Annotated in this window: 13 protein-coding genes; 1 reads left to right on the top strand and 12 read right to left on the bottom strand. The window is 40.6% G+C overall.

The features are described from left to right. The first annotated feature begins 29 nt into the window (after positions 1–29). Positions 30–2,675, top strand: a complete 2,646-nt coding sequence (locus AC1DCD_RS02810) for a hypothetical protein (protein WP_464640079.1) — start codon at positions 30–32, stop codon at positions 2,673–2,675. A gap of 134 nt (positions 2,676–2,809) precedes the next feature. Here the strand turns inward: AC1DCD_RS02810 and AC1DCD_RS02815 are convergent, their stop codons facing one another. The 12 genes from AC1DCD_RS02815 to AC1DCD_RS02870 all read right to left on the bottom strand — a co-directional run bounded on the left by AC1DCD_RS02815 (position 2,810) and on the right by AC1DCD_RS02870 (position 16,913). Beyond that, positions 2,810–4,111 carry a class I adenylate-forming enzyme family protein gene (locus AC1DCD_RS02815; RefSeq protein ID WP_464640077.1) on the bottom strand — a complete coding sequence of 434 codons (1,302 nt, stop codon included), beginning with the start codon at positions 4,109–4,111 and terminating at the stop codon, positions 2,810–2,812. After that, positions 4,108–4,332, bottom strand: a complete 225-nt coding sequence (locus tag AC1DCD_RS02820) for a phosphopantetheine-binding protein (RefSeq protein ID WP_008446483.1) — start codon at positions 4,330–4,332, stop codon at positions 4,108–4,110. The genes AC1DCD_RS02815 and AC1DCD_RS02820 overlap by 4 nt, the downstream gene beginning before the upstream one ends. Positions 4,333–4,407: 75 nt before the next feature. Then, a complete protein-coding gene (locus AC1DCD_RS02825) occupies positions 4,408–7,992 on the bottom strand; it encodes a 1-acyl-sn-glycerol-3-phosphate acyltransferase (protein WP_464640074.1) in 3,585 nt (1,194 codons plus the stop codon). A 33-nt stretch (positions 7,993–8,025) separates the two neighbouring features. Then, entirely contained in the window at positions 8,026–8,904 is an 879-nt protein-coding gene (locus AC1DCD_RS02830) for an alpha/beta hydrolase (protein WP_464640072.1), read from the bottom strand. Next, positions 8,897–10,405 (bottom strand): phytoene desaturase family protein, encoded by a 1,509-nt coding sequence (locus tag AC1DCD_RS02835; protein WP_464640070.1) that lies wholly within the window; start codon positions 10,403–10,405, stop codon positions 8,897–8,899. Before AC1DCD_RS02835 ends, AC1DCD_RS02830 begins: the two co-directional genes overlap by 8 nt. Then, positions 10,402–11,910 carry a phytoene desaturase family protein gene (locus AC1DCD_RS02840; protein ID WP_464640068.1) on the bottom strand — a complete coding sequence of 503 codons (1,509 nt, stop codon included), beginning with the start codon at positions 11,908–11,910 and terminating at the stop codon, positions 10,402–10,404. The genes AC1DCD_RS02835 and AC1DCD_RS02840 overlap by 4 nt, the downstream gene beginning before the upstream one ends. Positions 11,911–11,916: 6 nt before the next feature. Beyond that, positions 11,917–13,413: a glycosyltransferase gene (locus tag AC1DCD_RS02845; RefSeq protein WP_060932943.1), complete on the bottom strand. Its 1,497-nt coding sequence runs from the start codon at positions 13,411–13,413 to the stop codon at positions 11,917–11,919. Further along, positions 13,407–13,805: an ApeI family dehydratase gene (locus AC1DCD_RS02850; protein ID WP_036854215.1), complete on the bottom strand. Its 399-nt coding sequence runs from the start codon at positions 13,803–13,805 to the stop codon at positions 13,407–13,409. The genes AC1DCD_RS02845 and AC1DCD_RS02850 overlap by 7 nt, the downstream gene beginning before the upstream one ends. Continuing rightward, a complete protein-coding gene (locus tag AC1DCD_RS02855) occupies positions 13,789–14,211 on the bottom strand; it encodes a hypothetical protein (RefSeq protein WP_464640066.1) in 423 nt (140 codons plus the stop codon). Before AC1DCD_RS02855 ends, AC1DCD_RS02850 begins: the two co-directional genes overlap by 17 nt. Further along, positions 14,186–14,806: a flexirubin biosynthesis/transport protein LolA2 gene (gene lolA2 / locus AC1DCD_RS02860; RefSeq protein ID WP_008446664.1), complete on the bottom strand. Its 621-nt coding sequence runs from the start codon at positions 14,804–14,806 to the stop codon at positions 14,186–14,188. Before lolA2 ends, AC1DCD_RS02855 begins: the two co-directional genes overlap by 26 nt. Positions 14,807–14,808: 2 nt before the next feature. Further along, positions 14,809–15,162 carry an EamA family transporter gene (locus tag AC1DCD_RS02865; protein ID WP_008446559.1) on the bottom strand — a complete coding sequence of 118 codons (354 nt, stop codon included), beginning with the start codon at positions 15,160–15,162 and terminating at the stop codon, positions 14,809–14,811. Then, positions 15,150–16,913, bottom strand: a complete 1,764-nt coding sequence (locus AC1DCD_RS02870; RefSeq protein ID WP_464640063.1) for a beta-ketoacyl-[acyl-carrier-protein] synthase family protein — start codon at positions 16,911–16,913, stop codon at positions 15,150–15,152. The genes AC1DCD_RS02865 and AC1DCD_RS02870 overlap by 13 nt, the downstream gene beginning before the upstream one ends. Position 16,914 lies beyond the last annotated feature (1 nt).

Consider the following 16,914-nt stretch of genomic DNA (forward strand, 5'->3'; position numbering starts at 1 on the left):
ATATAAGTAAAGTAAATAAAAAGAAAACAATGAATAAGACTGCAAAAAAAGTAGCATTTAGCTTTGTTTTAGGCTCTGCTCTGCTATATTCGAGCTGTGCCGACTATCTAACAGAGAAAAGCTCTTCAGCTTCTACTGTAAGCAGTGAGCAACAATCAGGTATAGATATACAGACCTCACAGGCTTATATATCTGCAAGTGCCTCCTTAGAGGGTATGCCTATAACGGAAGATGCCCAAGGCGAAGGGGCTTCCCCCACTACAAGAGCCTTCCCTATGATGGGAGGAGATAAAGACGGGCATTTCTATCCACAGCTATCTAACAATGATAACAAGATAAAGGCGCGCATCTTCTTGGTGAAATATGATAAAGAGCATAGAGGTAACGATGGGGCAGAATTCTACATGAAGACGGACCCAAAACTATGTTTGGCTGCCGGCGAGATAACCTTCGACAAGGTGGCTAATGCCAACGGCACGGGTATAACGCTAAGAACACAAAACTCTAACCTTACCAACCTTACATGGCTTAACGATAAGGTGGATATAAAAGGGGGAAAAGAGGAGTGGTTTATCTGTGGCGTTATAGGGGGTAGACAAGACGAAAGCCTTAACCCTAAAAACATAAACAATATAATAAAAGATATCCACTTTGAGAACGAGGCTGCTAAGCAAAAGTATATAAGGCACGTGAAGAATATGTACTACTTTGGCGTGTTTTTTAACCCTGCTGCACCTAACTCGCTGCACAACACTTACTCTTCTGACGGCAAGCTAATGGCTGATGTGCCTTTCTCTACTGGTTGGATTAAGCTATCTAACATAACGGGTAAAAACAAAGTAGAGATACGCAATTGGCACTTTAAGCCTTTAGGCGTACTGCTAAAGTTTAAGATACGCCGCAACGAAAAGCTTGTAAAGCCAGAGGGGCACAACTATACCTTTGCCAGCTCTCAGATTTCGGGTAACGGCTTCTTCACAATGTGTCCTTTAGAAGACATTGCCGACCGCACACAGGGGGACAACACCTTTGGCTTAGACTGCAGGCTGCGCTTAAACTCAAACGGCTCTGCGCACAGCATAAACAAGCAGTGGTACTGGAACTATGAGCAGGATCACCGCCCATGGTTTAACGACCCTAACAACAAGAGAGACGGCTTCTTCGAATGGCAATACACCTATAAATCAAGCAAGATGCGAAACCGGAGATTTAGCAACCCTAAGTACGATGAGTTCTTTGTATGGGGAATGCCTATCAACGACCAGTATAAAGGCATTTTACGCCACCAGTCTATGATAACAGCAGAGCATGGCGGCTTTATGCTTGGCAGAAAGATGACAGTAAAAGGAAAGGTGCGTTATGCTGATGAATGGTTAGTAGACACGAGAAGTAAGAATGCAGAGACATCGGAGTGTATCACTGGAGTATCCTTAGAAAAGGGCGACGGCGTAGGATATAAGACTATAGAGCTTGGTGTGGTGCGCCCTAACTTCAGAGAGGTAGAAATACAGAACGGCAAAAAGCTGCCTAAATACCCTTGGCCTAACCCTTTGGAGCGATTAGCAAGGACTAATACCATCTTATACGCTAACCAGCCAAAGTTTGATAATGATCTTGTTACAGGAGATAATTCTTGGAAAGAATGGGACTGGGGAAAGGTAGGTTCGACCTATCAAGGAAAAGAATACGCTATGACATGGAGGGGTAAAGACTTCAAAAGACACTTTATCATTAACAAAGACTATGTGCCACAGGGCTTTCATGTGCCTAACAACGAGGAGTGGGGCGTTGCCTTCTTTAATATATTAGAAGACATTTCTAACCGTAAAATAAACTTATACCCATGGGTTTTTAATGGAAACAACTCTTTAAAAGATGCCCCTAACCCTTATTTTGAAATATTTTCACCCAGAAAAGATAATATGGAACCTAATCTCTGGCAAGGTCCAGACAACAGAAGTAATACAGAAGGTTATTTTTGGAAGGATTTGCCTGTTTGGGCTTCTTATTTTAAGAAAGACGATACTAAGGGCGAGATATACGCTATAAGGTTTGAGCCGCTCTTTATAGATGACAAATATAATAATATAGGTGAGGAAGATAGAAATAGGAGCTACTATTTTGGGCGCCGCTACCGCTGCGCATATAGATATAGGTTTATGAACTTAGATAAGCAGCCTACAAACCCATACAACTCCGATGGGCAAGGGGCACGCGTCATCATACAAAGCAGGTGGATAGGCAACGCCGATGTAAACATAAAAGACATTATGAGCGACGAATGGTGGGGCGAATGCTCTGATAGCAACCCTTTATATAATGTAGACTGCTACCGTGTTATACCTATGTTTGGGTTAAAAGACTATGATTACGGTGTTCCTACTTGCAACTATTATACAAGAGTGAATAAATATTATTCTAAGAGAGAAGGAGTAGCTTATGACCGTTATGAAGAAGACAAAACTTACATTTCACGAAGGATGTCGTATAAAGGTCTTGCAATAGAGGCGAACGTCAATAGTTCAGCTTGCTACCCTGTCCGCTTAATAGCCGACCGCGAGACTAACGAGTTCTCTCCGCAAGCTCCAAGAAACCGACAGGAGTTTAAGAAAAACGGTAAAGATATAGAGTTAGACTTTATTAGGCGTCCGTACAATCCTAAGACTAAGAAGTAAAGAGATAAAGAAAAAAGATATTTATAAACACTAAAAAAAGCGTGGGGCTATGCCAATAGGTTTGTTACTATGAGCATAGCCCCACGCTTTAGTTACATATTATAAAGTGGAAATAAAAAGGAAGCTAATGCTTTCTATCTATAATGCTTCCTATCTATCTTGCCATTAAAGGTGCGATGTATCTTTGATGCCTCTTCATATAATAGCGGCACTTTATAGGCTTCGAGCCTCGACTTTAAAAACTTGATAAGCTCTTTTTGATCATAGCCCTCACCCCGCACTATTATAAGTTTTAAGGCGTTAGTGGTGAAAGCATGCTTTACCGAGATACATACACAGTCGCTAACGCCGCCATACTGCATAGCAGTAGCTTCCACCTCTGTGGGGTCTATCTTAAAACCACCTATATTAATAACATCATCGCCCCTACCCTGCAAGCGCAACCGCCCCTTGCTGTCTATATATCCCATGTCGTTAGTAACGATAGTGTTGCCATTTAAGATAGTTTTAGTAAGGTCAGGATCGCCAAAATATCCCATCATAAGGGTTTTACCCTTACAAGAGACCCTCCCTTCGGGGGTTATAGCAAACGAAGAGTGTTTCATTGGCACACCCAAACACCCAGCCAAGCACTCACCCTCATTATAATCGTAAGTGGCTATTATACCTGTTTCGGTAGAAGCATAAGTGTTATAAAGCCGTGTGTGGGGTAAGATGTTGCAAAGAGCCTCCATGTCCGTTTGTGCCATTGGGGCAGCACCTGTCTCTATAAAGTCTATCTTATCGGCATAAGAGGCTAACTTCTCTTTAGATAATGTCAGCAGCATACGTATGTTAGTAGGCACTAAGAATGTGGCTACCTTAGAGGGAGCATCGTCAATGGCTTCATAAAAGGCAGTGAGATTTTTCATTCCCCCTACAAGATGTATAGTACCTCCTACAAAGATAGTGGGGTATAGCTTAGAGAGGCTACCTATATGGCTGAGAGGTCCGCTTACTATAAAGGTAACATCTCTTGTAAACTTTTGTGCTAAAACAAGGTTTTCGGCATTAGCAAAGATAGTATCATGGCTAACCATTACTGCCTTCGACTTGCCCGTAGTGCCAGTAGTATATAGCACATCGGCAACCCCCTTGGGAGCTTTCTTACCTGCAAACATAGCTATTATTTCCTCTTTTCGCTTTTCAGGCAGCCCTGCCTCGAAAGGTACGGCAACGGCATCTATGAGATGAAGGGCAAAGTAAGTTACTACAAACTCTATCGTAGGTGTTGCTTCTATGGGTACGAGTTCGCCGGGAAAGTATGTCATAGTCCTTGCCTTGCTACACACATAGTTATATAGCTGTGAGTAGCTAACGGTGTAACCCTCTGCCTTAAGGGCTATGCTTTCACGATTTCTCTCGGCATTGCTTCGCAGCTTATCCTCTATTTTCATTTTAGTTTTATCTTTTCTTTAACCATATTAATAAGGCTATCTATGGTTCGGAAGTTTTTGGGAGTAACATCACTGTAGTCGAACTCTACACCATACATATCTGAAAGGGTCATCAATATAGTTGTTATACCAAGCGAATCGAGCTCCTGAAAAAGGAAATCGGAATCGAAATCGACGAGCGGCAACAGCTCTTCAAGTTTTGTTCTTATAGCTTCTTTCATTTTTATATTTATTAAAAAAATATTGTTGTTTCTATTATATATTAATGTGTCTTCTCTCAGTTTGCGTGTTATATGCTACAGGCTAATGATATTAACATCGCTAAACGTAGACAGCCTTTCGCCATCAGGGGCAAAGGCAAAGACCTTACAGCGCGTAACGTCTAAGGCTTTAAGGTAGCTGTGAGATATTATTTTCACGTTATGCGTTATGCCTTCAGCGCAATAACTTATCAGAGCAGCCCGCTCATTATCCTCTTCGAGGACATATACCTGCACATCTTTATGTACTAAAGCATATAACAGGGCAAACTCTCCGTAGCCTTTATTTACCACAACGACATCATTATGGCGTGTGGGCGTGGGCGATACCCATTTATCAAAGTCGTCAAAGCGTTTAAGGCTCTTTTTTACCGACTTATATACCTCGACGCCCTTATAACGATAACGGTCGAGAAGCAAGCCATGAAAGTAACGGGCAGTCTCCCTCAAAGAGGCTATCTTAGCATACTGCTTAACATAGTATGCATGTATGGCTTTAGTCCGGCTAACATAGTCTGTGCCCCATGTAGCATCGTTTTGTGATATTCTCTTGCCTACGCTTACATCTATGTGGCCTGAATATACCATAAAGCTACCTCGTGGCAGCACCTCGTTAAGCCCATGAAGCATTACGGGGACAATGTCTAAACTTAGCTCTTGGGCTATGTAGAACGCTCCTTTATGAAAGCGTAGTATAGACGAGAGCGGGTTACGCCTGCCCTCGGGAAACACCACAAGGCTATAACCCTGCCGCACACGCTCTTTTAAAAGGGCTATGTTAGCCTGCATATCGCTACTAAGAGTAACATATCCCAGCCAGCGATATATGCGCTTTACCACCCATGAGCTGCTTGGAGCGTTATTAGATATAAGCACCAGCTTAGGGCTTAAAGCCATAAACACGGCAGCATCTAACATAGACTGATGATTGCTAATAACCATTACAGGAGCCTTAAAGCTCTCTTTAAAAGGGTTATCTACCCTATATCTTACACTTGGTATATGCGCCAAGCTATAACGGTAAAGCCTATGCACATACTGTCTAAAGCTCTGCTCCCTACCCTCTGTATGCCTTAAAAGGCAAAAAACAAAGAAGCCTCTTACATATACTGTTATTATCTCAAAGAAGAACACCACCACAGCAAGCCCCATTCTTAGCAAAGGCTTCATAGACACTGGACGCCTTCTATAACCGCCTGCGTTACTAACTAAAAACTTAAAGATGAGCGGCGGAAAGATATAAGCCATCAAGACCACAGAAAACATACCCGTTATAGTAACCTCTGCTAAAGAATGTAGAGCAGGGTGGCGAGCCACTATAAGCGTACCCATACCTATAAACATTATCAATGCCGAGATGATAATGGACTGCTTATACGAAGATAACATCTTGCGGCGGTAAGCATACTCGTATACAGCACCCTCTGTCATAAAGATGGTATAGTCGTCGCCCTGACCAAAGATAAAAGTAGCAAGGATAATATTAACAATGTTAAACTGCATTCCCATAAGCCCCATAAAGCCTAATATCCATACCCAGCTAACAGCCATTGGCACAAACGAGAGCAAAGCAAGCTCTATGCTGCCCATAGACAACCATAAAAACAAAAACACTATAAAGCCGCATGCAAAGCCTATATAATTGAAATCGTTAGAAAGGTAACTGGCTATGGCACTGTTCATACCCACAACATCAAAGCTGTTGCTACCATTCTTCTTCAGATAAGCCTCTACGGGCTTCACATTATGCTCCTTTACAGATAAAAGGCTTATAACGTTATACTGCTTCTTGGCATGGTCTATGCTGATGTTAGAAGAAAAAATCTGCTTTATAAGCTTATCAAAGTAAGCCACTTCACGCACAGGGTATTCCCTTTCTAACAAGGCATAAAAGCTATCAAAGCTGTTAGGAGCAAAGCCTTCCGAGAGCGTACTGCGCTGTAAAGATGTCTTCAGAGCCGCCTTATGTCGAGAGAGAAACTCTCGCCAGAGGCTTAACCTATGAGCCTGCTCTTTCTTAGAGGGTAAGAAGCGGCTACAAGAGGAATATTCATGTATATAGCCTTTATCTTTTAAACGCCTAAGATATGGCTGCAAACGAAGGTTTTTGTCTAAAGCAGCGTCTATGGTAGTATCGGTAGAGATGGCATATACCTTCTTTAGACCGCTGCCATGGGTCATCATGCGCTGAAAGTAAGCCATGTCTGCCTTTTGAGCGCTTGTCATATAGTTGATATGTGCGATGTTGGCATCAAACTTTGTCTTAAAGCTAAAATATCCAAACACCACAGTAAGTATAAGCACTACGATAATAAAGGCAGGCTTATTCTCTAAGGATATGTTGCCAAGTTTGTCTAAAAAAGTATGCTTCTTGCTGGTAGTAGCCTTTGAGATGTGCGGAAGATATATCAAGACAAAGAAGATAGTGCCTACAAGGAGCAAAGAGCTAAACAAGCCCAAGTCTCTTAAAGCTACCGACTGCAATGGTACTAACGCCAAGAAAGCCCCCACCGTGGTAACATTACCTACCAAGAGCGGCACTACTATTTCGCGCAAAGCCTTACGATGGTTAGGCGTATGTGAGAGGTGAGCTATGAAGTGTAGCGGATAGTTGACAGCAATACCTAAGATAACAGACGATATGCCTATGACGATAACAGACACCCTATCGTGTAAAAGAGCCATAAGCCCCATAGCGAAGAGCCACCCCCACGCTATGGAAAGAGCTATTAAGAAGAGGTTACGCACATTGCGGAAAGAGAAAAGCAGCAAAGCTAATATCAGTATTACAGATATTGCTACAGACAAGATACTGTCCGTCTTAATCTGCTTAGCATTAGTAACGGCTATCACAGGGCCGCCTATGATGTGTATATCAATATTTTTGCCTGCCACCTTAGTAGCGCAAAGATTAAGCATATCTATTAGTGAGGCGTTGTTTTCGGTCTCGCTTGCGCCATACGGCGAAGAGATCATAATAAAAGCTTTCTGCATATCGGGCGAAAAGATATGACCATCGTATAGCTCATAGCGTAAGTCTGCGTCAGATGGTTGCAGCCTTTTCAGTATAGGTAAGAAAAGGTTAAGAGGGTCGCGCTGTATGTTATCTGTTAATATTCCTCCTACGGGAAACATAAGCATCTGCTTATCTCGCTGCAACTCTCTCTTAGCATACCCTTGCTGTGATAGCAGGCTATCCATTCTTATATAATCTGCCTTAGTGAGGAAATAAGGTATGTTATCGTAAACGAAAGATGTTATATCCGTCATCTTCTGCATATCTACCTGCGACATCACGTTTCTTATAACCTTAGCCGTATCGGCTTTTGCTATTTCTTTGGTAAAGGCATCTATAGTGCTTACCATAGCATCAGGGTTAGTATGAGTGGTGTCTTTATACTGAAAGACGGCAAAGATCCTGTTAGCTCCAGATATGTCCTGATATACCTTTAAGGCGTTATGGTGTGTGCTGTCTATGGGTAGGAAGTCGGCTATGTCTTCCTTATAGTTAAGACGCAGCATAGATAGCACCAATAGCAAGGTTAAGCCTAAGAAAGAGAAGAGGCACATCATGCGGTGCATCTTCATATAGGCGTATATGTTTAATATAAAGTTAGTCATTGTTCCTTTTCTTTTACCCTTTTAAAATATCTGTTACCTCTTTATACTTTTCTTTATTACCTCATTTAACCATGAGAGAAACTCACCTTTCCACCTTCTGCTTTCTACAGTTCCCTTATGTTCGGCAGCTCCAAAGCCATGCCCCCCAGTATGATATTGTATGTACTTGTGAGGTATGTTATTAACGCTTAGGGCAGAATCGAGCAGCACAGCGTTACGAAAGTCCACTATAGGGTCGTCTTTACAATTAACTAAAAACACAGGCGGGCAATCTTTTGGTACATGGTTTTCCGTTGACAGAGAGTGTCTTAAAGAAATATTATTCTTCATATCATCGCCTAACAACGCCCTGCGTGAACGTTTATGCACACACTTTTTCTCCATAGTAACCACTGGGTATATAGAAGCTATAAAGGCTGGGCGTTCTTTAGGTGAAAGGAGTTCGCCTGCTAACATCACCAGATGACCACCAGCTGAAAAGCCCATAACACCTATACGATGTGGATTAATGTTATATGCGTTAGCCTTTTTGCGTATATAGGTAAGAGCCTGGTGTAAATCGTTGAAAGCATCAGGGTGTCTATAGCCACGAAAAAGATAACGAAAACGGGTAAGATATGCCCAAAAGCCTGCTGTACGATACCTTAGGACAAAGGCAGAAATGCCGTTTCGCTGTAACCACTTACCCACTGCTTCACCCTCTGCCTTGAGATCGTGCCAGAAGTAGCTACCTCCCGGACACACCACAACAGATATGTTATCATGCCCAGCAGCAAGATAAGGCGTCATCTCTACTGCTTTTCTTACATTGGTGCCTTGCCATACGTTTACCCTTAGCTCCTCTTTTTTAGCTTTTGTAAAGGGCAATAAGACCAACAACATTATGCTTAGCACATATAATCGCCTATTCATTAGCCTCTTCATTATTAATCTTATTTAATATATAGTCTTTTCCCAAGATAGCTTCTGCGGTATTAATAGCCGTTAGAGAGACACCACAAAAGCCATGAAGATTATTATTTTGCCCTGTAAGCAAAAGGTTGTCCACCTTAGTAAACACTGGCACTTGTGAGAGAGTTATATTTTTATAGTCCTTACTATAACCGCTCAAAGCCCCATCTTTAACACCATAAAAGTCGCGAATGGTAAGAGGCGAAGAGGCGTTTACCTTTTCTATGCAAGACATAAAGCCAGGGTGCAACTCTTCCACCTTTCTTAATATCTGCTGTGTCTTTTGCTCCTTCCACTGCTCATAGTCTTTACCACGATGACCCACAACAGTGTTTTCCCACTTAGCTACCTCCTGAAAAAGCATAGGTGCCGTAACTAAAGCCTTTTTAGCATACTTAGACTGCTGCTCTTCGGGTGGAGTCATAAACAAAAACCCTAATGGCCAAAAGCTATGAGGCTCACCAAAATGCCACATGTCAGCGTATCGCGTCATATAATATTCCGAATGATTAATATAAGGAAAGGTATTAGGCTTAAACTTAATATATACCGAAAAAGCAGAATAAGAATTTGGTATAGACCTAAGCCTGTCTCTGTAAGCCTTAGGGAATGCTTTCTGGGGCATAAGCTCAAGAAGAGTGCATGGATGAACATCTGATATATAATACTGCCCATGATACTCTCTACCCTTAGAGGTTTTTACAAAATCTATATGATGATCGTTTACCTCTATCCATTCCACTTTATCGCCTACTATCACCTCTCCGCCAGAGCTTTCTATAATGGAAACTAACAAATCGGCAAACTTACTGCTTCCTCCCACAAACCTGCTTGCACCGTTTATATATAGCGTACTGATAATAGCATGTATAAACGAAGGAGTTTCATCGCCCCTACCACCATAAAGCGGATTCATATAAGCTACTATGCTACGCAGCTTAGGGTTATTGATATACTTTGCCACAAAGGCATCTGCCGAAAGGAGAAAGTCGTCGGGATATCTTTTAAACAAGCTGTCTTTAGAAGGACGAAGATGAAACAAGTCTACATTATCACTAATATCATATATCGCTTTAACGTATGCTGCTATATTTTCCCTTTCTTTAGGAAAATAATATGCTAAAGAGTTTATAAAACCCTCTTTACCCTCTTTGATATTATAACGCTTTTTGTCTTCTGCAAAATAAAGACTATCCGCACATTCGGCATCAACACGCCTTAAAAGCACCTTGTCTATAATACCTAAATACTTACAAAGACGGTAAATATTACCACCTTTCTGCATTCCTCCTATAACGTGCATACCTGTGTCGAACCTTTCGCCAAACCTACTGAAAGTTTGTAACCCACCACCTATAGTAGAATTTTTCTCAAGCACTACTACCTTAAAGCCTTCCTTTGCAAGTATAGCACCAGAAACAAGTCCGCCTAATCCTCCACCTATAATAACTACTGTTTTCATTTGTTAGCCTCCTGTATCTGTTTATATATTGTTTTTGCTGTAAGAAGCTCGCTGCACGTTACTATAGCTCCTACCAAAACCCCTAACATACCATGAGAGTTAATGTTCTGCCCTGTAAGAAAAACATTCGGTATCCTTGTTCTTTGTGGCACCCTGCAAGCTGCTGCCATATTAATATCCTTAGCGTTGCCATACATAGATCCTCCCTCTGTGCCTGTATAATAACGATAGGTAAGAGGAGTGGACGTATAATATCTGCTGATATTATCACTTATATTAGGGAAATGCTGTTCTAAAACAGATATAAGTTTTTCGGCTTTTTCCTTCTTAAACTCCTCATAGTCTTTCCCCCTATGCCCCACTGAAGAGCCTGCCCACTGCTCTACATCTTTCATCTGCATATACGACAAGATTACTCCCGTAGAGGCAAAGCCTGTTAGGTTGTTTGGACAAAAGTGCATATAAAGAAAGCCTTTAGGCCACGTTTCAGAGGTATATTTCTCACAATCCCAAGGAGTATCTGTCTGATAACCATAATAATTATAATTAATATAAGGCACGGTGTTTTCCTTAAAACTTAAGTAAACAGAAAAGCCCCCAACCGTTTGTGGTATCTCGTTAATGCGCTTACGAAAGGCAGGACGTATGAGCTTGGTGTTAAGTAGCTCTAAAGTGCGCATGGGGTGAGCGTCAGAGATAACATAATCGCAAGGCAAAAGGTCTTTACCATTCACCTCAACAAAGGTGGCGTGTGTGTCGTCGCATATAATCTTAGTGGCTTTCTTACGGGTTATAACCTTACCAGCGTAGCTCTCTATGACTCTAACTAACGCCGCTGCAATGGTATCGCTTCCTCCTTTCACTCTGTAAGCACTCTGATTATAAAAGTCCATAATAAAAGCATGAGTAGAAAAGGGCGTTTTGTCTTTTTCAGCAGCATAAAGCGGCAAGTTGCCTACAAGAACTTTAGATAGTAAAGGGTCTGTGATAATATTGTCGATAACCTCATTTATAGAGCGCAGCTGATACTCCGTATTAACAGAAGCGTCCGTTTCGGCATATTTCAAAGAGTGTAAAGACGATGCAGAGGCTATCTTTTCTACCAGATCATAATACCTCACTAAGTTGTCGTGCTGATGTGGAAAATATTTAGTCATTTGCTTAATAAAAGCCTCCTTACCATTTGCAAACCTATACCGCTTACCCCCTAAAGACACCACATCATAACCTTTAGTATCTAATGGTGAAAGGGTAATATCCTTATCTATCTCCAGAAAAGTAAGCAGCTTTCTTAACGTTTGCCCTTCAGAGGCACTACCTATGAAGTGCATACCTGTTTCAAACTTATCACCACCACGATAAAAGCATTGCAAACACCCTCCTACCTGCGTGCCTTGTTCTAACACAGTAACATCATAACCGTTTTTAGCTAAGATAACTCCTGTGGACAACCCTCCTAATCCACTTCCTATAATAACGACCTTCTTCTTATCTGCCCTTAACATAATTATTTATATCATTTGCTCACACCTGTTAGATATCTCCTCATACCTTTCCTTATAATGCTTACGCATGGCAGAGGCTTGCTGCTGACAATTGCCCATCTGCTGCAATTCTGCCTGCGACAAAGGCTTATCTACCTCTATATATAACAAGCCCTTGCGTAAGTGATAAGTCTTTTTAGGAAGCACCTTACCTGTACCATAAAGATACATAGGTAAGATATCTAATCCTAACTCTTGCGCTATGTAAAAAGCTCCTTGGTGAAACCTGCCTATCTTACAATCCATAGAACGAGTACCTTCAGGATATATTGCTATGCTATAACCCCGGGCTACAAGCGGCTTGAGCTTACATACTAAAGAGTCGATACCCTCCTTAACGGGTAAATATTCTGCCTTACGTATCATAAAGCCATAGAAAGGATTGTTCCATACCCACTCATTGGTGAGAAAGATTATCTTTGGTGTAAATATAAGCTGACACATTAAGTCGAGATGCGACTGATGATTACATATTATGATACGTGGCTTATCGAAACTTACATTTGCTAAAAACTTACTATAAAACTTTGCTCCGGGAACACCATGACGCATAATAACAAAGCGTGAAGCATAATAGATAAGCTGATGTAAACGAAAACTCTTCTTTTCGGTCATCTTACCTAACTTAATATATAACCATGTGAACGGAGTAAAGATAATAAGAGAGAAAAAAACAAAAAACAACAAGGAGTATGCTGTTCTTATAAAAACCATTAAAAGACGCCATAAACGTAAAGGCAAACCATACACTACGGCTAAAAAACAAAGTATAGTGTTTAAAACTGAAATCCTCGCAAAGTCAGTCCCAGCTCTAAAATGGCTAACACGCTCTTGACGAGGAGGATAATATACATTAACAGGTATTGACACCAGCTCTACGCCATGCCATGCTGCAAAAACCAAAAGCTCTAACTCTGCTTCATAACGAGAGGTGAGCAATGATAGCCCATATAGCTTGCGTAATGGATACAAGCGATAACCCGTCTGCGTATCACTTAAAAACTTACCTGTCTGAACACAAAACCAAAAATTAGAAAACTTATTAGCAAAGCTGCTACCCTTAGAGCGATCTACCCCCTCTAAATTGCGATTTCCTATTATCAAAGCACCGGGTGTCTTCTTGTTAGCCTCTAAGAAAAGCTCTATATCTTTAGGATAATGTTGCCCATCAGCATCAAGAGTGATAGCATAGGCAAAGCCCATTTCTAAAGCCTTCATAAACCCTACCTTTAGAGCATAGCCCTTACCCCTGTTTTTAGAATATGATAACAACGTGATATTATCTATCTCCTTCAAAAGAGACGTTGTGCTATCTGTGCTTCCATCATTAACAACAATAACATTATCACAATAAGACAATGTTTCCAACACCACCTTTAGAACACTTCTTTCATTATTATAAGTAGGTATAACAACACAAATGCCTCTTAGGGTAAGCTGCCTTTTTACTTCTTCTTTCAACATTGCTTTATCAACTCTAAAGACATCTTACACTTTAACTCACCCGAAGCACTTACCTCTATTTGTGCCTTAACCCTAAGAAAGTCTTCTAAGACATCTAACTTCTTTATTTTATATTCTACCCTTGACGCATCTATAGGAGAAATAATAGAAATAAACTTTACGTTCTTTACCTTTACTATCTCTAATGCTAACTTTATAGAGAAATAATCCTCTAAGTATTCTTCTAAAAGCTCCTTACCTATCTGTACAATACATACACCGGGAGTAATAGGCTCGCCCGGGAAATGAGCCTGATAGATGATGTGAGCCTTGTTTAAAGCTATTGTAAAGCTGCATGGAGGCTCGGTTATAGACTTATCTACTATAGTATATAGATTATTCTTCAGCTGCATCTTTTAATAATGAAAATTTATAATCTATCTTATATTTCTCATTACGATAACAAGAAACACCATGCTGCAAATTCTTCATCAAGCAAAGCAAATCGGTACGCAATACTCTCTTTATATACCACTTATCAAACATCTTAATAACACTATCTATCTTTACTTTATCAAGGTCGGGTAAATAAGTGAAGCTAATAACAGAAATGCCAAACTCATTAAACAAGCAACCCTTAACACCACTTACATCATGCACCAAGACACAGATGCCACTTGCATAGCCTTTCTGCATCTCTATAGTGGCATCATACCTTACCCTTGAGCCTATACTGTCAGGAAATAACGACTGACCATGCAAAGGTAATACCAAAAAACTTAGTATGCAAATACTAATTGATACTAAAAACCTTTGCATATATAGGAACATTAGTCTTGACATTCTTTAGCACTATAACTGTCTTATCGCCTTTCTTTTCTACAAGCTCCACTGTAGAAACCATAGAACTATGCTTGTTAAAGCGTAAAACTATCTTTTGAAACATTTGCCTCATCTGCTTTTGCTGTGGATAAAGGGTAGCTATATATTCTGTAGAAGCATCGGTTATGCTCGACTTAAAGTCCTTTGTGTCCGTCAAACATTTACCTACCACACTATTCATCATAACACGAGCTATCTCCTTAAACATCTTGCTCTGATTAATATTAATAACATCACTGCGCTTACCCCTGCTTATAAGCACCTTTTGCCCATTAAGAACAAAAGCATAAGTATAAGGAGATGTATATTCCCAACGAAGCTTATTACCCTGTTGATAAAACATCTTACCTCGTGATACCATATTATAATTGAGCATCTTGATATACTTTGTCTGCACAAAATCACATTGCATCGACTTCATTTTCAAAGCCAATGCATTTATTTGACGCTTTAGCTGTGCCTCATTAAGCTGTGCAGAAGCTATAGAGAAAAACATACCTAAAACAATAAAAAGAACAAAAAACCTTTTCATAATTATTTTGCTATTAAAAAACATCCTATTATTATAAAGCCCACTCCTAACCATTTTACCATAGAAACGGACTCATTAAAAAACAACATTGCCGCGAGAAGACCAAAAACATAGCTCAAACTTATCATAGGATAAGCAACACTTAGCGGATAACGCTTAACAATATACATCCAAAGAATGGAACTAATGCCAAAGAACACACCACAGCAGGCAAACTGCCAGTTAAGCAACAAGCTAACCCAAAAGCTACGCCTCCAGCCAAAAGGCTGCATCTTACCTAAGCCAAACTTTAAGAACACTTGCCCACCTGATAGCAGAACACTTTGCAAAACAGATAACACTATTACTCTCCACATGACAACACCATAACTACAGAATGTACCCCGGGCAAATCCTTTTGATGAACATCATCTGATAAAGTATCAAAAAGCAACGTACTCTCATCATGACAGCCCACTAACACGTTCTTAACCTTACCGCTACGCAGCAACATTTCAGCATCACGAATAGCCCAATCTAAAGAATGAGACTCCTGAGTATAAGTAACATTATAACCATTGCAATGGGTCTTTATAGCTATATTACTACCAATAGTATTATGTGTGCTCTGCATAAAATAAGTGGGCTTTAACATTACCTCACCCTCTGACCTTATCTGATATAACAAACGCTCACTGTTTTCCAAACAGCCATAAGCAGTAGCTGTAATGATAGCTTCTGGCGTCTTTATACCTGCTTGCTCCAAAGCCTCGAGCGATGAAAGAAGAGAGCTCTTCATTATCTTACCCATACGACGAGATTCCAAAGGCTTAACATACTTACTAATACCAGACAACTGCTCTATACTTGTTATCTCTACCTTAGAAAGAACCTTTATTTTATCTTTAGAAAAAACAGTTTCTTCTTTCAACGTAGGACAAGAAGATATTACTAAAGATGTATCGTTACCACCAAAACCAAACGAATTACAAAGTACATGACGCAACTCAATATCTCTTACTCCCAAAGTAGGGGTTATACCGTCTTTCATCTGATTACTCCAACCCAAATTAGCTGGAACAAAATGGTTTTCTATAGCAAGCAAACATATAACAGCTTCTATACCTCCCGAGGCACTTGTAGTATGCCCCGTAAAAGATTTTGTACTCGATACCAAAGGAAGATTATCTCCGAAGACACGTCTTAAAGACACACTTTCGCTCTGATCATTATTAGGAGTACCCGTCCCATGAGCATTAATATACTGTATATCATTAGCCGAAAGATGGGCGCTATGCAAAGCCTCCTTCATAGCAAGATAAGCCCCCTGACCATTTTCTGAAGACGCCGTTTGATGGAAAGCATCACAAGCATTACCATAACCCGTCAAGTAAGCATGTGGACAAACACCCCTTTGCTTAGCTGTCTGCTCCGATTCTAACACTAAAAAGGCTGCACCCTCGCCAAGATTTATTCCAGCTCTTGTTTCATCAAAAGGACGACACTGCTCATCATCGAGTATCATTAACGAATTAAAACCATTAAGATGAAAACGAGTCAAAGCCTCTGTACCACCTGCTACCACCATATCTGCCTGCCCTGCTTCTATAAGCCTTGCACCAAACATAATAGCATTAGCTGCTGAAGAGCAAGCTGTAGACAAAGTAGTTACATCGCTAAAGATACCAAAATAGTTAGACATAGACAACGTATTATGACCACAATCGTGATGACGTATAAGCGACGCTCTATCCTCTTGCTCTATATGGTCAAAGCAAAGCTCGGTAATATCCATACCACCTACCGTTGTTCCCGACACAAGAACTATACGCAAAGGCTTATCCCTATACTTTGATACATCTATGTGAGCATCTTTCAAAGCCTCATCTATAGCTAGCATACCCAACAAAGCAGTACGGCTCATCATCTTATCGGAAGGTATGCCAAGAATAGATTTCATCTCTTCATTAGATAAATCGACCTCTGCTACAGGCAATTCGTGATGAACAGATTGTAAATGTTTCATCTTACCTATACCCGTTCTGCCATCAAGCAAAGATGACAATACCTCCTGCTTGTTTTTACCAATAGCAGAGACTATTCCCTCTCCTGTAATTGCGATATTCATC

The organism is Prevotella sp. C0209C1, assembly GCF_056583855.1.